General features: G+C 66.5%; 18 protein-coding genes. 11 read left to right on the forward strand and 7 right to left on the reverse strand.

All coding sequences use genetic code 11. The features are described 5' to 3' along the window. Together ACYVOC_RS10385 and ACYVOC_RS10390 are read left to right on the forward strand one after the other, a co-directional pair. On the forward strand, nucleotides 1–368 hold a 368-nt coding region (locus tag ACYVOC_RS10385; RefSeq protein ID WP_461161758.1), incomplete at its 5' end, for a glycosyltransferase family protein. A gap of 193 nt (nucleotides 369–561) precedes the next feature. Beyond that, a complete protein-coding gene (locus ACYVOC_RS10390; protein ID WP_461161759.1) occupies nucleotides 562–1,227 on the forward strand; it encodes a c-type cytochrome in 666 nt (221 codons plus the stop codon). 50 nt (nucleotides 1,228–1,277) lie between these two features. Here the strand turns inward: ACYVOC_RS10390 and ACYVOC_RS10395 are convergent, their stop codons facing one another. The 3 genes from ACYVOC_RS10395 to ACYVOC_RS10405 form a co-directional block, all read right to left on the reverse strand. Then, on the reverse strand, nucleotides 1,278–1,493 hold the full coding sequence (locus ACYVOC_RS10395) for a hypothetical protein (RefSeq protein WP_116004316.1): 216 nt from the start codon (nucleotides 1,491–1,493) through the stop codon (nucleotides 1,278–1,280). Nucleotides 1,494–1,539: 46 nt separating this feature from the next. Continuing rightward, nucleotides 1,540–1,854, reverse strand: a complete 315-nt coding sequence (locus ACYVOC_RS10400) for a hypothetical protein (protein ID WP_116701310.1) — start codon at nucleotides 1,852–1,854, stop codon at nucleotides 1,540–1,542. A gap of 79 nt (nucleotides 1,855–1,933) precedes the next feature. Further along, nucleotides 1,934–2,863, reverse strand: a complete 930-nt coding sequence (locus tag ACYVOC_RS10405; protein WP_461161760.1) for a LysR family transcriptional regulator — start codon at nucleotides 2,861–2,863, stop codon at nucleotides 1,934–1,936. Nucleotides 2,864–3,042: 179 nt separating this feature from the next. On the opposite strand from ACYVOC_RS10405, the gene ACYVOC_RS10410 reads away from it, so the two are divergent. Continuing rightward, entirely contained in the window at nucleotides 3,043–4,239 is a 1,197-nt protein-coding gene (locus tag ACYVOC_RS10410) for an acyl-CoA dehydrogenase (protein WP_461161761.1), read from the forward strand. Between the two features lie 109 nt (nucleotides 4,240–4,348). Further along, the gene (locus ACYVOC_RS10415; protein ID WP_461161762.1) at nucleotides 4,349–5,623 is read left to right on the forward strand and encodes a CaiB/BaiF CoA transferase family protein; all 1,275 of its coding nucleotides are present in this window, start codon (nucleotides 4,349–4,351) and stop codon (nucleotides 5,621–5,623) included. A gap of 92 nt (nucleotides 5,624–5,715) precedes the next feature. Here the strand turns inward: ACYVOC_RS10415 and ACYVOC_RS10420 are convergent, their stop codons facing one another. Next, a complete protein-coding gene (locus ACYVOC_RS10420) occupies nucleotides 5,716–6,612 on the reverse strand; it encodes a LysR substrate-binding domain-containing protein (RefSeq protein ID WP_461161763.1) in 897 nt (298 codons plus the stop codon). 68 nt (nucleotides 6,613–6,680) lie between these two features. Here ACYVOC_RS10420 and ACYVOC_RS10425 point away from each other — a divergent pair, with 68 nt between their 5' ends. Genes ACYVOC_RS10425 through ACYVOC_RS10435 form a run of 3 tightly spaced genes read left to right on the forward strand, consistent with a single transcriptional unit; the run spans nucleotide 6,681 to nucleotide 9,166 of the window. After that, nucleotides 6,681–7,364, forward strand: coding sequence for an ankyrin repeat domain-containing protein (locus tag ACYVOC_RS10425; RefSeq protein ID WP_461161764.1), 684 nt, complete (start codon nucleotides 6,681–6,683; stop codon nucleotides 7,362–7,364). Nucleotides 7,365–7,416: 52 nt separating this feature from the next. Next, on the forward strand, nucleotides 7,417–7,887 hold the full coding sequence (locus ACYVOC_RS10430) for a nucleoside deaminase (RefSeq protein ID WP_461161765.1): 471 nt from the start codon (nucleotides 7,417–7,419) through the stop codon (nucleotides 7,885–7,887). Between the two features lies 1 nt (nucleotide 7,888). Continuing rightward, nucleotides 7,889–9,166, forward strand: a complete 1,278-nt coding sequence (locus ACYVOC_RS10435) for a cyanate transporter (protein ID WP_461161766.1) — start codon at nucleotides 7,889–7,891, stop codon at nucleotides 9,164–9,166. On the opposite strand, the gene ACYVOC_RS10440 is transcribed toward ACYVOC_RS10435, so the two are convergent. The 3 genes from ACYVOC_RS10440 to ACYVOC_RS10450 form a co-directional block, all read right to left on the reverse strand. After that, the gene (locus ACYVOC_RS10440; protein WP_461161767.1) at nucleotides 9,105–9,590 is read right to left on the reverse strand and encodes a hypothetical protein; all 486 of its coding nucleotides are present in this window, start codon (nucleotides 9,588–9,590) and stop codon (nucleotides 9,105–9,107) included. The two genes, ACYVOC_RS10435 and ACYVOC_RS10440, sit on opposite strands and share 62 nt — an antisense overlap. A 110-nt stretch (nucleotides 9,591–9,700) precedes the next feature. After that, nucleotides 9,701–11,083 carry a heavy metal sensor histidine kinase gene (locus tag ACYVOC_RS10445; protein ID WP_461161768.1) on the reverse strand — a complete coding sequence of 461 codons (1,383 nt, stop codon included), beginning with the start codon at nucleotides 11,081–11,083 and terminating at the stop codon, nucleotides 9,701–9,703. Next, nucleotides 11,083–11,763: a heavy metal response regulator transcription factor gene (locus tag ACYVOC_RS10450; protein WP_116004332.1), complete on the reverse strand. Its 681-nt coding sequence runs from the start codon at nucleotides 11,761–11,763 to the stop codon at nucleotides 11,083–11,085. Before ACYVOC_RS10450 ends, ACYVOC_RS10445 begins: the two co-directional genes overlap by 1 nt. A 128-nt stretch (nucleotides 11,764–11,891) precedes the next feature. Between ACYVOC_RS10450 and ACYVOC_RS10455 the strand changes: the two genes are divergently transcribed. Genes ACYVOC_RS10455 through ACYVOC_RS10470 form a run of 4 tightly spaced genes read left to right on the forward strand, consistent with a single transcriptional unit; the run spans nucleotide 11,892 to nucleotide 17,959 of the window. Continuing rightward, nucleotides 11,892–13,166, forward strand: coding sequence for a TolC family protein (locus tag ACYVOC_RS10455; RefSeq protein WP_461161769.1), 1,275 nt, complete (start codon nucleotides 11,892–11,894; stop codon nucleotides 13,164–13,166). Further along, nucleotides 13,163–13,720, forward strand: coding sequence for a hypothetical protein (locus tag ACYVOC_RS10460; RefSeq protein ID WP_461161770.1), 558 nt, complete (start codon nucleotides 13,163–13,165; stop codon nucleotides 13,718–13,720). Before ACYVOC_RS10455 ends, ACYVOC_RS10460 begins: the two co-directional genes overlap by 4 nt. Beyond that, entirely contained in the window at nucleotides 13,717–14,841 is a 1,125-nt protein-coding gene (locus tag ACYVOC_RS10465; RefSeq protein WP_461161771.1) for an efflux RND transporter periplasmic adaptor subunit, read from the forward strand. Before ACYVOC_RS10460 ends, ACYVOC_RS10465 begins: the two co-directional genes overlap by 4 nt. 1 nt (nucleotide 14,842) lies before the next feature. Next, on the forward strand, nucleotides 14,843–17,959 hold the full coding sequence (locus tag ACYVOC_RS10470) for an efflux RND transporter permease subunit (protein ID WP_461161772.1): 3,117 nt from the start codon (nucleotides 14,843–14,845) through the stop codon (nucleotides 17,957–17,959). Nucleotides 17,960–17,979 lie beyond the last annotated feature (20 nt).

Genomic DNA, 17,979 nt, shown 5'->3' on the forward strand with positions numbered 1-17,979 from the left:
TGCTGACCGTGCCCTGCGATACGCCGCTGTTCCCCGTCGACCTGGCCCAACGACTGGCACATGCCGCCTGCCGCGAGGGCGCCGACATCGCCATGGCCGCAGCGCGCGACTACAGCGATCCGCAGCACACCACCCTGCGCCCTCAGTCGGTGTTTTGCCTGCTCAATGTCCGTTTGAAGGACAGCCTGGCCCATTTCATTGCCACTGGCGGACGCAAGGTCGGCGCCTGGACTGCGCAGCACACTTGTGTGCGGGTTCCATTTGACCTGCCGTCTGATGCGAGTGAGGCCTTCTTCAATGCCAACACACTCGAAGAATTACGCCAGCTGGAAATCACGGCAAGGCATGGGAATTTTGGCGAAAAATAGCCTCTATCGCTTACTCACAAAGCGCCAATAGCTATTAAATTTATAGCTATTATGTAATATAAAGCGGCAGTGCAAGAGGCCGACGTGCGCTTGATACCCGCTGCACACCTCCAGATTTTTGTCGTCGGCTTGACATAGGCCATGTTTTGCGCGGACAGCGGCACCCTAAAATAACCATCTTTATTTTGTGGTTATGAAAATGACAAAGCGCATTCCCATGTTTCTGGCGGCGGCAATGATGGCGGCGTCTTTTTTCATGCCTGCGGCAGCCCAGTCCGCGCGGTCCAGCGCAAAGGTTGACTTGGACGTGCGGTTCCGCGAAGTGCAAACGGACACGCAACTGGCAGAGAACCTGTTCAAGATCGGTCGCAAGGTGGCTGCGGTATGCGCCAACTGCCATGGCGAGGGGGGTAACAGCACCAAGCCATCCATCCCCAATCTGGCCGGCCAGAACCCTGCCTACCTGCTGGAACAATTGCGCCAGTTTGCCGATGGGCGACGCCGCAACGAGTTCATGGAGGGCATGATCCGCGCCATGAACAGCGATGAAAAAATCGGCATGGTGCTGTTCTATTCCGCCCAGGAAGTAGCACACAAACCCGCCACCGATGCTGCACTGGCAGACAAAGGCAAGTCGTATTTCAACAAGACCTGCTTTCGCTGCCACGGACAGACAGGCCGCGGCAACGACCAGATTGCCCGCATTGCCGGGCAGCAAACCGAATACTTGCGCACCACACTGCATCGTTACCGCAGCGGTAGCGATGTCCGCTCTGATTCGATCATGACGCCCAATACCCGGCTGATGACGGACGCGGATATTGAAGCGGTGGTCGCTTACGTTTCCTCCATGCCGTAAGCATTCAGTACCGGCGCGCTCACTACGCAAGTGCTCTGGCGCTGTGACGCTCAATTGTCTTGGCGGCGGATCAGTGCGCGGCCTGCGTCGGTAATGGTCAGCTCGTCAGCGCTGTTTTTACCAAGGTAGCCGCGCTCATAAAGGCGGCTGGACAGATGCTCCTTGAGCGCCTGGGGCGTGGTGACCAGCTCACCCATCTCCAATTGCTTGAGGGTTTCGAGTTCGTCCACAGTGGGATCAAACTGGGGCGCGTGGTAGGTGCTCATAGCAGGTCTCCCGTAAAAAAACAAAGCGGTTGTGGCGCTCCATGGGTCAAAACAGGGGAAGGTCGTGCAGCGCGGGAGCGTTGCCGTCTTCCGGAAAGCTGATGCACTCGTCCCAGCCGCCATGCTGGCTGTCTTGTACCTGCAGGCAGGCCGGAGCGCCGTGTACCAGCGTGCCGCGCGGGCCGGGGCGCACCGCCACAATGGGGTCACCCTCCAGCAGCCGGTCGACCACTTCGACCAGCGGCACAGGCACGGGTGCAGATTCCCAGCAACGGCCATCGGCAGCCAGCAATCCCATCAGCACCTCGCTGATACATGGCCCTTGCCGACTGTCATAGCGCACCGCCGATATTCCGTACATGCGATCAATCCTTTTTCTGTGGAGGGGATTGCAATGAGCTTACTTTAGAGCCAAAGCGCGGCTTGTAGGAAGAGACCTTTTATGCGTCAGGGCCCGCCATCGTCGCCAGCCAGGCACTGAAGGCGGCCAGCACGGGCGACAAGGCATGCGCCGGGCTGACGAGGTAATAAGCGCGCTCCCCGCGCAACGGCCGGGCGCAAGCCACCACCAGCTCGCCGCTGGCCAGCTCGGCCTCGATGAGCAGCGGCGGCATCAGCGCCACGCCCATGCCATGGGTGGCGGCCACGGCCAGCATGGAGAACAGCTCGTAGCGCGGGCCATCGAGGGCGTACGGTGCATCGACCCCCATCGCCTCGAACCACTGGCGCCAGCCATAGGGGCGTGTGCTTTGCTGCAGCAGGGGCAGATCGGCCAGCGCCTCGGCCGCCACAGGCTGGTGCGCGCGGCCCCGGCCCCGGGGCGCAGCGGATTCAAGCAGGCGCGGGCTGCACACGGGCACCACGTCTTCGTGCATCAGCAACTGCGCCTGCACGCCGGGCCAGTTGGCGACCTGCTCGGGCGTGCCCGCGTACAGCGCGGCGTCAAAGGTGGTGTCGGCAAACAAAAAAGGCCGCGTCTGCGTGTCGATGTGCACCACGATGTCGGGGTGCGCCTGCGCCAGCTGCGGCAGGCGCGGGATGAGCCAGCGCGTGGCAAAGGTGGGCACCGCCGCCAGCGTGAGGGTGCCGCCCTCGCCCTGGTGGGCCATCACGTCCAGCGTGTCGCGCTCCAGCCCCTGCAGCCAGCGCGCCACTTGGCGGCCATAGTGCGCGCCCGCAGGCGTCAGCACCACGCCGTGGCGCGTGCGACGAAACAGCTGCACGCCCAAAAATTCTTCCAGCGCCTGGATCTGGCGCGACACGGCGCTTTGCGTGAGCGACAGCTCCTGCGCGGCGCGGGTGTAGCTCTCGTGGCGGGCGGCCACTTCAAAACAGGCCAGGGCCTGGGTCGATGGAATGTTGCGGCGCATGATGAAGAGGAATTTTTAAGTGACCAGCCACACCTTGACTTAGCTGGCCGCCAGTATTCCATACATTCCATAAACGCATGTCTGGATGAAAAGAACTCGCTTGCGGGCCAGCATCCCAAAGCCTACGATGCGTTCCAGATTCGTTTTTTTCTTCCCCCTTTTCCGACCTGGAGACACACATGGCCCACGCCGCTTTTCAATGGGATGACCCTTTCCTCCTGAGCCAGCAACTGACCGATGACGAGCGCGCCATCCGCGACGCCGCCGCAGCGTATTGCCAGGACAAGCTGGCACCCCGCGTGCTGGACGCCTTCCGCCACGAAAAGATGGACGTGAGCATCTTCCGCGAGATGGGCGAAGTGGGTCTCTTGGGCCCCACCATCCCCGAGCAGTACGGCGGCCCTGGTCTCTCCTACGTGGCCTACGGCCTGATCGCCCGCGAAGTGGAGCGCGTGGATTCGGGCTACCGCTCGATGGCCAGCGTGCAGTCGTCGTTGGTAATGGTGCCCATCCATGAATTCGGCACCGAAGCGCAGAAGCAGAAATACCTGCCCAAGCTCGCCAGCGGCGAGTGGATCGGCTGCTTCGGCCTGACCGAGCCCGACCACGGCTCCGACCCCGGCAGCATGGCCACGCGCGCCTACAAGGTCGATGGCGGCTACAAGCTCAAGGGCAGCAAGATGTGGATCACCAACAGCCCCGTGGCCGACGTGTTCGTGGTCTGGGCCAAGGAAGTGTCCGAAGGCGGCGCCGTGGGCCCCATCCGCGGCTTTGTGCTGGAAAAGGGCATGAAGGGCCTGACAGCCCCCGCCATCCACGGCAAGGTCGGCCTGCGCGCCTCCATCACCGGCGAGATCGTGATGGACGACGTGTTCGTGCCCGAAGAAAACGCCTTCCCTGAAGTGCAGGGCCTGAAGGGCCCCTTCACCTGCCTGAACAGCGCACGCTACGGCATCGCCTGGGGCGCGCTGGGTGCGGCCGAGTTCTGCTGGCACACCGCCCGCCAGTACACGCTGGACCGCAAGCAGTTCGGCCGCCCCCTGGCTGCCAACCAGCTCATCCAGAAGAAGCTGGCCGACATGCAGACCGAGATCGCCATTGGCCTGCAGGCTTGCCTGCAGTTTGGCCGCATGAAGGACGCGGGCACAGCCAGCGTGGAAGGCACCTCCATCATCAAGCGCAACAGCTGCGGCAAGGCGCTGGACATTGCCCGGCTGGCGCGCGACATGATGGGCGGCAACGGCATCAGCGACGAGTTTGGCGTGGCCCGCCACCTGGTGAACCTGGAAGTGGTGAACACCTACGAAGGCACGCACGATGTGCACGCGCTGATCCTGGGCCGCGCCCAGACGGGCATCGCCGCGTTCGCCAACTGATCGGCCTGCGCCCCGAAAACCGGCAAAAACACCGCCTTTGCGGTGTTTTTGCCTTGTAGCGCTAGTCAATCATGCGCTAACAGCTATCAATTTCATAGTACACCACACCATGACCACCCCCTCTACCTCTCCCGGCGCCCTCGCAGGCATCAAGGTGCTCGACCTCTCCCGCGTGCTGGCCGGGCCGTGGTGCACGCAGGTTCTGGCCGACCTGGGCGCGGACGTGGTGAAGGTGGAACGCCCCGGCGTGGGCGACGACACGCGCCAGTGGGGCCCGCCCTTTTTGAAGGACGCCGAGGGCAACGACACCAACCAGGCCAGCTACTACACCGCCTGCAACCGCAACAAGCGCTCCGTCACCATCGACATGGCCTCGCCTGAAGGGCAAGCGCTCATCAAGCAGATGGCGCAAGAGGCGGACATCGTGGTGGAGAACTTCAAGGTCGGCGGCCTGAAGCAATACGGCCTGGACCAGACCAGCCTGCGCGCACTCAACCCGCGACTCATCTACTGCTCCGTCACCGGCTTCGGCCAAGACGGGCCCTATGCCGAGCGCGCAGGTTACGACCTGATGGTGCAGGCCATGACCGGCCTGATGAGCATCACCGGCCAGGCCGACAACCAACCCGGCGGCGGCCCGATGCGCGTGGGCGTGGCGGTGATCGACCTGTTCACCGGCCTGTACGCCAGCAACGCCATCCTGGCCGCGCTGCATGTGCGCGACAACGCGGCCACCGGCACCGGCCAGGGCCAGCACATCGACATGGCGCTGCTGGACGTGGGCATGGCCGTGCTGGCCAACCAGGCGTCGGGGTTCCTGGCCACCGGCAAGGCGCCCGGCCGCATGGGCAACAGCCACCCGAGCCTCGCGCCCTACCAGGACTTCCCCACGGAGGACGGCAACATGCTGCTGGCCATCGGCAACGACGGGCAGTTCCAGCGCTTTTGCGCAGCGGCCAACCAGCCGCAATGGGCCACGGACCCGCGCTTTACCACCAACACGCTGCGCGTACAAAACCGTGCCGCATTGATCCCCGCCATGGAGGCCGTGACCCGCACGCGCACCACGGCCGACTGGATCACGCTGCTGGAAGACAAGGCCGTGCCCTGCGGCCCCATCAACACCATTGCGCAGGCGTTCGACGACGCGCAGGTGCAGGCCCGTGGCCTGGCCGTGACGCTGCCGCGCTGGAAGGACGGAGAGGCCGCCACCGACAACGTGTTGCAGATCACCGGCGTGGCCAGCCCGCTGCGCCTGTCGGCCACGCCACCCGTGCTGCGCAACGCGCCGCCGGCGCTGGGCCAGCACACCGATGAGGTGCTGCGCGAGATGGGGCTGGATGCGGCGCAACGGGCCGACCTGCGCGCCCGCGGCGTGGTCTGAGAAGAATTCGAACAAAAAACGCCTCCAGCCCTTTATCAGCAAGCGCTAGAAGCTATGAATTCAATAGCTTTTTAATCGTGCCCTGCCCGCGCTCACGCCTGCACCACGCTGCGGCAAACCTGCACCAGCAGCACTGCCAGCGCCTTGGCGGCGGCCGAGAGGTCGGGCCGCGCGTGCAGGGCCAGCTCCAGGTCGGGCACGGGGGCCAAGCCCTCTGCCGCGCCCAGCAGCCGGTGGCCGGCGGTGGCCAGGCGGCGCGGCAGCAGGGTCAGGCCCAGGCCGTCTTCCACCGCCGCGCTCAGGCCCGCCAGGCTCGCGCTGACGTAGGCAATGCGCCAGCTGCGGCCCGCGGCGTCGAGCGCGTGCGTCATCTCGCTGCGGTACAGCCCGTCCTGCGGAAACACCACCAGCGGCAGCGGCACGCGCGCCGCCGCCGGGCGCGTGCGGCTGTCCATCCAGGCCAGCGGCTCGGGCCAGTGCGCCAGGCCCGGCGCACTGCCGGCGCGCTGCTTGACCAGGGCCAAGTCCAGCTCGCCCTGCTGGAACTGGTGCCACAGGCCGCGGCTCAGGCCGCTGGTCACCTCCAGGCGCACCTGCGGGTGCGCGTCGGCGAACGCGGCAAAGGTGGGCGTGAGGGCGCGCGCGGCAAAGTCCTCGGGCACGCCCAGGCGGATGGCGCTCTGGCCGGCGCTGGCGGCCAGCTGCCCGACGGCCTCGGCCATCAGCTGCGTGATGCGCTGCGCGTAGCCCAGCAGGCGCTCGCCCTCGGGCGTGGGCAGCACATGGCGGCCGCTGCGGTCGAGCAGCACGCAGCCCAGCTGCTCTTCGAGGCGGCGCACCTGCTGGCTCACGGTGGACTGCGTCAGGTGCACGCTCTGCGCCGCGCGCGTGAAGCTGCCGGTGCCCGCCACCGCGACAAAGCTGCGCAGCAGCACCGGGTCCAGAAGGGGGTGGGGCAGTTGGTTTTCCACTGGCGTGCATTCGATCATTTAATTTCCCGATTTTGAGGGCATTGCCTAGACTGGCAGCCCTCTGCCACTTTGCCCCTGCTGCCGTGATGCCCCACCCGCTTTTCCACCCCGCCACCGTGGCCTGCGCCGCCACGGCGGCATTGCTGGCCACCGCCCCGGCCCAGGCCAGCCCCCTGCACGCGGCCGTCGAGGCCCAGGACTTGGCCGCGGTGCAGGCCCTGCTCGCCGCGCCTGAAGGCGCCCGCCTGCGCGAAACCCTGGAAGCCCGCGATGCGCAAGGGCGCACGCCGCTGCTGCTGGCCACGGCACTGGACCGCGTGGCCATCGCCCAGGCCCTGATCGCCGCCGGCGCCGATGTGAACGCCCAGGATGCCCAGCGGGACAGCCCCTACCTGCTGGCCGGCGCTCAGGGGCGCCGGGCCATCTTGCGCATGACCCTGGCGCACGGCGCCGACCTGCGCAGCACCAACCGCTATGGCGGCACGGCGCTGATCCCGGCGGCCGAGCGCGGCCATGTGGAGGCGGTGCGCCTGCTGATCGCCGCGGGCGTCGCGGTCGACCATGTCAACCGCCTGGGCTGGACGGCGCTGCTCGAAGCCATTGTGCTGTCGGACGGCGGCCCGGCCCACCAGGACATCGTGCGCCAGTTGATCGCCGCCGGCGCCGACGTCCACCTGCCCGACCACGGCGGCGTGACGCCGCTGCGCCATGCCGAGCAGCGCGGCTACCACGCCATCGCCGCGCTGCTGCGCGCGGCCGGCGCACGCTGAAGCGCGCCGCTTCGCGCCCCCCGCTTTCCCGCTTGCCTCAGGAATCTTGTCCATGTCCGACCACCTCTCTTTGCTGCGCGAGGCCGTGCGCCTCGCTCAGGCCAACCGCGCCCGCGGCGGGCGCCCGTTTGGCGCCGTGCTGGCGCTCGGCGGCGAGCGCATTGCCAGCGGCGTCAACGAGATCGTGCACAGCCACGACCCCACCGCCCACGCCGAAATGCAGGCGCTGCGCGCCGCCAGCCGCCAGCTGGGCCGCCCGCGCCTGGACGGCTGCGTCGTCTATGCCAGCGGCCACCCCTGCCCGATGTGCCTGGCGGCCATGGTCATGGGCGGCGTGCAGGCGGTGTACTACGCGTTCGACAACGACGACGCAGCGCCCTACGGGCTGTCGAGCGCCGCCGCGTATACAGCGCTGCGCCTGCCGCTCGACCCCGCGCCGCTGCCGCTCACGCGGCTCGATACCGGCGTGACGGCGCAGCAGCTCTATGGCGACGCGCCGGCCGGCCCCCTGGGCGCCGCCTGACATGGACCGCACTGCCGGCCACGCCGCCGCGCCCGCGCCAACGCCTGCGGCCCGCCAGGGCCTGTGGCTGGCCGTGGTGGTGCTCACGGCGCTGAACCTGCGCCCCTTCCTCACGGCCGTGGGGCCACTGGCGCACGACATCGCGGCCGCCACGGGGCTCGATTTGCGCGGCATGGCCTGGCTCACACTGCTGCCCATGCTGCTGATGGGCCTGGGCGCCTGGTGCGGCCCGGCGCTGCAGCAGCGCCTGGGCGCGCGCCGCGTGCTGCTGGGCGCGCTGGTGGTGCTGGCAGCGGGCTCGGCGCTGCGCGCCTGGGCGCCCGGCGGCGCCGCGCTGGTCGCCACGGCAGCGCTGTGCGGCCTGGGCGTGGCCTTGGTGCAGGCGGTGTTTCCGGGCGTCATCAAGCGCCAGTTTCCGGGCCATGTGGCGCCGGTGATGGGGCTGTATTCGGCCGCGCTGATGGGCGGCGGCGCGCTCGGCGCGCAGCTCACGCCGCTCGCGGCGCAGGGCGGCGCCTGGCGCACGGCGCTGGCCTGGTGGGCGCTGCCGGTGCTGGCGGCGCTGCTGCTGGCCTGGCGCGCCTTGCCGCGCACGCCGCAGGCGGCTGCCACCGGCCCGGGCCCCGCGCGCTGGATGCTGCGCCGGCCGCGCACCTGGCTGCTGATGGCCTGCTTTGGCCTGGTCAATGGCGGCTACGCCTCGGTGGTCGCGTGGCTGGCGCCGTTCTACCAGTCGCACGGCTGGAGCGCCGCCAGCAGCGGCAGCCTGGTGGCGCTGCTCGCCCTGGCGCAGGCCGGCGCGGCGCTGCTGCTGCCTGCGCTGGCGGCGCGCCAAAGCGACCGCCGGCCCTGGCTGTGGTTCACGCTGGCGCTGCAGGCGGCCGGCTTTGCGGCGCTGGTGTTCTGGCCCGACCTGGCGCCGCGCAGCGCAGCCCTGCTGCTGGGCGCGGGCCTGGGCGGATGTTTTGCGCTCACCATGGTGGTGGTGCTCGACCACCTGCCCGACGCGGCCCAGGCCGGAGCACTGAGCGCGCTGATGCAGGGCGGCGGCTTCTTGCTGGCGGCGCTCGCACCCTGGGCGCTGGCCGCGCTGCACGGCGCCAGTGGCGGCTTTGCCGCCGGCTGGCTGGCGCACATGGCCTGCGTGGCGCTGGTGGCGCTGCTGACCGCGCAGTGGGCGCCGCAGCGCTATGCGGCCGCGATGCGGGCGCCGGCGCTCAGCGCGGGCGCTCGAAGCCGCTCTCGGCCCAGCGCAGCGCGCTGTCCACCGTCAGTTTGAAAGCCGGCGACACCGGCATGCGCGCCAGCTCTTCGCCCAGCGGGTCCTGCGCGCTCAGCGTGGCGCTGGCGCCTTCCTCGTCGGGCACGATCGCCAGCAGCACGCGCACGCGTTCGCCCTGCACGGTGATGGTGACGTTCTTGTTCAGCTGCGCGTGCAGCTGCTGCTCGTGGCGGCGCAACACCTCGCTGGCTGTTTTAACCAGCGTGTTGAAGGCATTCACATCCAGCGGCTTGGGGTTCTTTTTGTCGCGCCCCATGGTCCACGGGCCCACCAGCGCGGGCTCGTCCTCGCCCTTCAAGGTCATGGCCACGGCCCAGCCATCGTCGTCCTCGTTTTTGATGACCCGCGCCGTCCAGTGCCCGTCGCTCCACAGGCGGGGTTCCTGGATGGTGGAAGGTGTGTCATCGGTGTGATCGATCATGGCGGCGGGCTATGCAAGGAAAAGGCGCAGAGCATACGCGCATCGACAGCATCGGCCCAGCAGCCACTGCTCCCCTTACGGCCATCGTATGCAGCCCCGTCAATCCGCATTCAGAATGGAAAGCGCAGGGTAAAAGCCGTGCGGCCCGGGTGCGAGGCAACCCCTACATCGCCTTTGTGCGCACGCAAAATCGCCTGCGTGATGGCAAGGCCCAGGCCCGTGCCCTCGCCTGATGCGTGCTGGCGCGACGGATCAGCCCTGTAAAAGCGCTCGAACAACCGGGCCAGGTGTTGCGCGGGAATCATCTCGCCGGTGTTTTCCACCGTGAGTACGATCTGGCCTTGCTGCCGAACAATGGTCACGGCAACCTGCCCCCCGGCGGGGGTATGGCGCAGTGCGTTGGACAACAGGTTGTTCAGCGCCCGGCGCAGCATGAGCCGGTCGCCCAGCACCACGCCCGCGCCTTGCATTTCCAGCCGAATCGCTTGCTCATCGGCCAGTGCCTCGTAGAAGTCAAACAGGTCATGCACCTCGCGTGCCAAGTCCACCGGCTCACCATGCACGATGGCCAAGCCGTTCTCGGCCTTGGCCAGAAACAGCATGTCGGAGATCATCCGCGCCAGGCGCTCATACTCCTCCGCATTGGATTCCAGGATGTCGCGGTAGATGTCTGCTTCACGCGGTCGGCTCAGTGCCACCTGGGTCTGCATCATCAAGTTGCTGATGGGCGTGCGCAACTCGTGTGCCAGATCCGAAGAGAAATCGGACAGCCGTCGAAAGGCATCCTCCAGACGTTCGAGCATTTCATTCAAGGTGGTGGCCAGGTCGGCCAGCTCGGCCGGTACGGCCTGGGTCGGCACGCGACGGTCCAGGCTTTGCGCCGTAACGGCGGCGGCCTGTTCGCGCATGGCCCGCAGTGGCGCCAAGCCCCGGCGTGCGGCAAACCAGCCCAGTAGGCCCACCATCAGCGCCGCACAGGCCACAAACAGCCACAGAGTACGGCGAAAGTCGTGCATGAAATCATCGTGGTGCGCGCTATCGATGGCGAGAAAGACACGCACGTCCCCATGCGCAGCAGGGGCCATGGGCATGCCCCATTCCAGCCCATGGAACCGCCGCCCTTCGGTGGTCCATTTCTGCAAGGGCGCTGCTGCACGGTCAGGCCCACTGGCGCCCCCCGAATCCGGAAAAACGACCCCCGGTGTGGCAAACAACAACGCCTGGTCAGGCCCGCGCACCGCCATCACCAGATCATGGTGCCCGGAGAAGGCTTCACGCAGTTGCCCGACCATCCCCGCCAGATCTTGCGGTGTACGCGCAGCACCAATGATGTGCTCGGCATGCTGCAACTTGCCCGTCAATTCAGAGCGGTCAAGGTCGTCGAAATGGCGTTCGATGGCGCCCAGCACCACCCAGCCCAGGAGCAGCAGGACAGCCCCCGAGGCCGTGGTGAAAAGCAGCGTCAACCGAGCGGTCAGGGACAGGCGTGGCATCAACACCCGGAATCCTCCAGCACATAGCCCATGCCGCGCACGGTGCGGATCAGCTTGCGCTCGAAGGCATCATCCACTTTGGCGCGCAAACGGCGCACAGCCACTTCGATCACATTGGTGTCGCTATCGAAGTTCATGTCCCAGACCTGGGAAGCAATCAGGGTGCGCGGCAGCACTTCGCCCTGCCTGCGCAGAAGCAATTCGAGCAGCGCAAACTCCTTGGCCGTGAGGTCGATGCGATGACCGCCGCGCACGACGCGGCGGCGCACAAGGTCCAGCTCCAGATCAGCCACCCGCAGCAGCGTGCTCTCCATTCCGCTCTTGCCCCGGCGCAGCAGGGTGCGCACCCGCGCCAGAAACTCCGAAAAAGCAAAGGGCTTGACGAGGTAGTCGTCGGCCCCCAATTCCAGGCCCTTGACCCTGTCCTCCACCTGGTCCCGCGCTGTCAGAAACATCACCGGCATGTGCTTGCCCCCCTGGCGCAAAATGTCCAGCAATTGCCAGCCGCTCATCCCCGGCAACATGACATCGAGCACCAGCAGGTCGTAGTCGCCCGTCATGGCCAGATGCAGGCCATCAACACCGCTGCGCACCAAATCGGCCACAAACCCCGACTCGGTCAGCCCTTGCTGCAGGTAGTCCCCCGTCTTGGGCTCATCTTCAACGATCAGGATTTTCATGCGGGGCAGAGCTGCTGTGGGGCACACCACCCGATTGTGCCCGCCGCATCCCGCACTGGAGCGTAGATGACAGATTTGTAATCTGCCGGAAAGCTGCCTGTGGGGGGTGGCGCTGCACCATGCACGCCATGCACTCCCACCGCTCCAGACACCGGCGCCATCCGATCAGACCAACCCTGCAAAACCCAGCGCAAAAACTCCACTGGGCCCGGTTCGCCGGAATACTGCTGGCCTTGTCTCTGGCCGCAGCACCGGCCACTGCGCAAACACTGGCACAGGTGCTGGAGCAGGCCTGGTCGCTGCACCCCCAGGCCAGGGCCAGCAGCACGCGCACCGCCCAGGCCGCCGCAGGTGTCGAAGCAGCTACCAGCCTGACACCCGGCCCGGCCGCGCTGTCGCTGGGCACAGTGAGCGACCGCTTCCATGCCAACCTGGGCCAGCGCGAATGGGAAGTGGAAATGTCCGTCCCGCTGTGGCTGCCCGGTCAAAAGGCAGCTCAAACGGCCGAGGCCCTCAGCAGCCAGAAGGAAGCCATGGCAGAGCCCCATGCGCTGCGCCTTCGGTTGGCCGGCGACCTGCGCACAGCGTGGTGGGCCGTGGCCGCTGCACGCCAGACACAGGCCCTGGCCCAGCAGCGCGTGGACACGGCCCAGGCTCTCCAGGCGGAGGTCCAGCGCCGCTACCGTGCGGGAGAACTGGCACGCATCGACGCCAACCTGGCCCAACGCGAAGTGCTTGTCGCCCAAGGGGCTTTGGCCGATAGCGCCACGGCGCTGGTGCAAGCCGAGCAAGCCTTTCGCGCGCTCACCGGCAGCGCCGCACCTGCCCAACTGGCTCCGGAGTCCCCTTACGGTCGAAAAGTCCTTGCGCCAGACCACCCCCTTCTGGCCGTAGCCTCCGCGGCCCTGGAGCGGGCGCAGGCGCGGGTTCGGTCGGTGGACGCCACCCGCCGCACAGCCCCGGAGCTGGCCTTGCGCATGGTCCGTGACCGCGGCGCGGCCGGGCAGCCATATTCCAGCGCCCTGGGCATCAAACTGACGATTCCCTTGTCTTCTGCTCCCTTGGTACACCAGGCGCAATCGGCAGCCCTGGCGGCACTGGAGCAGGCGCAAGCTGAATACGACCAATTGCAGCGCAAGCTGGCACTCGACGCCGAGCAGGCGCAGCGCAGCCTGGAGTCCAGCACGCGCCAATTACGCCAGGCACAAGAGCGCTTGGCCCTCGACACAGACACGCTCCACCTGGCAGACAAGGCATTTGCCCTGGGAGAGAGCGGCTTGCCTGCCTTGCTGCGGGCACGCTCCGATGCGCTGCAAGCCCAGGCCCTGGTCAGCCAACAACAGTGGTCCGTGGCAGCCGCCCAGTCCCGATTGAACCAAGCCCTCGGAGCCCTTCCCCAATGAAAAACCTGCGTTCTCTTCTGGCTGGTGCAGCCCTCGCCTGTCTGGCGTGGTCCGCCCTGGCCCACGGCGACGAAGACCACAGCGAACCGCGCACAGCAAAAACGTCCCAGGCCTTGGCACTGGCACCGCGCGCCGAAGCACAAACCGATGCCTTTGAACTGGTGGCTACGCTGGAACAAGACCGGCTTGTACTGACCATCGACCGGTTTGACACGAACGAACCCGTCGTAGGCGCCCAGGTGGAAGTGGACACCGGCACCGAGCAGGTCAGCGCCCACCCATCGTCCCCTGGGGTGTACTGGATTCCCCAGGGGGGCATCGGCCAACCCGGCAGGCACCCCCTGACGTTCACCATCGAGACCGACGACAGCGCAGACCTGCTGACCGCCACGCTGGAAGTCCCACCGCCGGTGGCAATCGCCGCTGCAACGGTTGAGCCTGCGCGCTCGATGGCCTGGGGCCTGGGCGGTATCGCGCTGCTCGCAGGTGTAGGCCTGATGGCCCGGCGCCGCCGCACACCGAGTCGTACGCATTCCCCAAGAGACATCGAATGAAATCCGGATACCTCCCCCCTCTGGCTGCTGCCTTGTTGTTGGTGATGCATGGCGCCGCACTCGCCCATGGCGATGAAGACCATGGCGCAGCGCCCACTCCCGCGCCCACAGTCACCGCAGCGCCCCTGGCCATCCCACAGCGCCAGGCCGATGGAAGCCTGTTCATCCCCAAGGCGATCCAGCGGCAATGGGGCCTACGTACCGTGAAAACCGACATCCGCGACCTGCCCCTGTCAGTAGAGCTCTCTGGCAAGGTGGTTGCCGATGCGACGGCCGGAGGCCGTGTGCAATCCACCCAGCCTGGCCGCATCGTGGCACCGGCCCAGGGCCTGCCCACCTTGGGCCAGCAGGTGCGCAAAGGGCAGGTGCTGGCCCATGTGCAGCCCACGGTGTCCGGCACCGAACGCGGGGGGCTGCAGGCGCAATTGGCCGATCTTGATGCCCAGCAGACCATTGCAAAGCGCAAGGCGGAACGCTACGACCAGCTCCAGGGCGCCGTGCCACAGTCCGCCATCGATGCCGCGCAACTTGAATGGGTGGCGTTGCGCCAGCGCAGGCAGGCACTTCAGGCCAGCCTCCACACGCCCGAACTGCTGCGCGCCCCGGTCTCCGGTGTGGTCAGTGCGGTGCATGTCATGGCGGGCCAGGTCGTTGATGCCCGCGAAACCCTTTTCGAAGTGGTGAACCCCGCCCGGCTCACCGTGGAAGCACTGGCCTACGACCCTGCTTTGACCCAAGGGGTCACCGCCGCCAGCACCCACGTGGCTGGCCGCAGTACGGAGTTGCAGTTTGTAGGCAGTGGGAGGCAGTTGCGCGAGCAGGCCTGGGTGCTGCAGTTCCGCGTGCCATCAGACCAGCATGCGCTGGCCGTTGGCCAATCGGTCACCGTGGTGGCAACCACGGGACAGACCCACAAGGGTGCCGCCGTACCGCCAACGGCGGTGGTGCGCGGCAGTGGTGGCGAGCAGACCGTATGGGTGCACACCCGTGCGGAGCGTTTCGAGCGGCGCACCGTGCGCGCCCAGGCGCTCAGTGCCGACCGCGTTGCACTCATCTCCGGCATTACCGCAGGCGAGCGCGTGGTGACCGAAGGTGCGGGCCTGCTCGCACAGGTGCGCTGAGATGTTTGATTTCATCATCCAAACCAGCCTGCGGCAGCGCCTGATGGTGCTGGGCCTGTCCCTGCTTCTGGTGGTCTACGGCGCCCTGACCCTCCGCGAGATGCCCGTCGATGTGTTTCCCGACCTGAACAAGCCCACCGTCACCCTGATGACCGAGGCCGGTGGCATGGCGCCTGAAGAAGTCGAACAGCTGGTGAGCTTTCCCCTCGAATCGGGCATGAACGGCATGCCCGGCGTGACGCGCGTGCGTTCCGTCTCGGGAGTCGGCCTGTCGATCGTGTACGTAGAGTTCGAGTGGGGCTCCGACATCTACCGCAACCGCCAGCAGATTGCAGAGCGCCTGAACCTGGTGCGCGAGCAACTGCCCGAGGGCATCGTGCCTCAGATGGGGCCCATCTCGTCCATCATGGGCGAGATTCTGCTGATCGCCCTTCCCGCCGACCCCACACAGGCCAGCCCGATGCAGGTGCGCGAATATGCCGACTGGGTGGTTCGCCCACGGTTGCTCACGATCCCGGGCATCGCCCAGGTGACCCCCATCGGCGGTGAGGTGCGGCAATACCGGGTCGAAATTCACCCGCAGAAGCTGCAGGCGCTGGGCATCGAACGCGAAAAGGTGGATGCCGCGCTGCGCGATTTTGGCGCCAACACCAGCGGCGGCTTCTTGCAGGCGCCCGGCCGTGAATACCTGATCCGGCACATCGGCCGCACCAGCCGCATCGAGGATTTGCGCAACGTGGTGGTCGGCGTGAAAAACACCCAGCCCATCCTGCTCCACCAAGTGGCCGACGTTCGGTGGGCCCCGGCCGTCAAGCGGGGCGATGGCAGTTACAAGGGCCAGCCGGCAGTGATCCTGTCGGTACAAAAGCAGCCCAGCGCCGACAGTGTGGCGCTGACACAAGCGGTCGAAAATGCCATAGCCGAGCTGGACAAAGGTCGGCCCCAGGGCATCGATCCCCCGCAGTTCCTGTTCAAGCAAGCTGATTTCATCGAACGGTCGGTGGGCAACGTGCAGGAGGCACTGCGCGACGGCGCCATGCTGGTGGCGGTGGTGCTGTTCCTGTTCTTGCTCAACGTGCGCACCACGGTGATCTCGCTGGTGGCCATTCCCCTGTCGCTGATGGTGACGGCCCTGGTGTTTCGCTATTTCGGTCTGTCGATCAACACCATGACCCTCGGCGGGCTGGCCATTGCCATCGGCGAACTGGTGGACGACGCGGTGGTCGATGTCGAAAATGTGCTGCGCCGCCTGAAAGAAAACAGCCAGAAATCGCAACCACTGCCCGCACTGACCGTGGTAGCCGCTGCGTCCCGCGAGGTGCGCACAGGCGTCGTCTACGCCACACTGGTGGTGGTGCTGGTGTTTGTGCCGCTGTTCGCCCTGCCCGGCATCGAAGGTCGATTGTTTACGCCCCTGGGCATTGCCTACGTGGTGTCCATCCTGGCGAGCATGCTGGTCGCCGTCACGATCACCCCCGTGCTTTGCTACTACCTGCTGCCCCGCATGAAGCAGTTGCATGCAGGCGACAGCCCCCTGGCAGCCTGGCTCAAACGCTGGGATGCCCGCTTGCTGAACTGGTCGTTGAACCACTCACGGGGCCTGCTGGTGGGCGCATTGATTGTGGTGCTGGCCGTTGCTGCCAGCGTGCCGTTCTTTCCCCGCTCGTTCTTGCCGCCCTTCAACGAAGGGACGTTGACCGTGAGCGTGTTGCTCAACCCGGGGACGTCGCTCGCCGAATCCAACCGCATCGGAACACTGGCCGAACAACTGGCACTGCAAGTCCCCGAGGTTATCCAGGTGGGCCGCAGAACCGGCCGCGCTGAACTGGACGAGCATGCCGAAGGGGTGCACTCCTCGGAGATGGACATTGATCTCAGGGTATCGGAACGCAGCCGCGGTGCCGTGGTCCAGGACATCCGTACCCGGCTGGCCACCCTGCCCGCAGCCACCAGCGTGGGGCAACCCATTTCGCACCGGCTCGACCACCTGCTCTCGGGTGTCCGAGCCCAGATTGCACTGAAGGTGTATGGCGATGACCTGGACACCCTGCGCGGCCTCGCGGGTGATTTGCGTGACCGTCTTTCCCGGATTCCCGGCATCACCGACCTGCAGGTCGAAAAGCAGGTGCTGATTCCGCAGATCAAGATCCATGTGGACTATGCGCTGGTGGCTCGCTATGGCGTCGCACCCGGCGTGCTGTTGCGCTCTTTGCAGCAGATGATCGAAGGCGAGCGCATTACGCAGATCATCGAAGGCAACCGCCGCTTCGACCTGGTGGTGCGTCTGCCCGAAGACAGCCGGGGACTGGAGGCCCTGAAGGGGTTACTGATCGAAACACCCACCGGCGCGGTTCCGCTGTCGCTGCTGGCAACCATCGAAGACAGCGAAGGCCCCAACCAGGTCAGCCGCGAGAACGCACGCCGACGCATCGTGGTCTCTGCCAACACGGATGGCAGCAACATGGCGCGCATCGTCAGTGACATCCGTGCAGAACTGGCCTCCACGCATTTGCCAGAAGGCTATTTCACTGCGCTGGAGGGCCAATTTCAGGCCCAGGAACAGGCGGCGCGGCTGATTGCGCTGCTCGCCCTGGCGTCGCTGGCGATGATTTTTTTCGTGCTCTACAGCCGCTACCGCTCTACCGTGCTCACGCTCATCATCATGGGCAATATCCCCCTGGCCCTGGTCGGCAGCGTGGTGGCACTTTGGATCTCCGGCCAGCCCTTGTCGGTGGCTGCGCTGGTGGGCTTCATCACGCTGACCGGCATCTCCACGCGCAACGGCATCCTCAAGATCAGCCACTACATCAACCTGTGTGCCTTCGAGGGTGAGAGCTTCGGCAAGCAGCTCATTGTGCGCGGCTCGCTGGAGCGCCTCACACCCGTGCTCATGACCGCACTGGTCGCTGCGTTTGCACTGGTTCCGCTGCTGGTTTCCGCCGACGCACCGGGGAAGGAAATCCTCCATCCGGTGGCCGTGGTGATCTTTGGCGGCCTGGTCAGTTCCACGCTGCTCGACACGCTGCTGACCCCACTGATGTTCTGGCGCTGGGGCGAAAAACCGCTCGAACGCCTGTTGGCGCTGCGCAGCGACGAAAAATCACAAGACAGTTTTTAACCACCGCGATCCCGGCGCAA

This window comes from Simplicispira piscis (assembly GCF_054783455.1).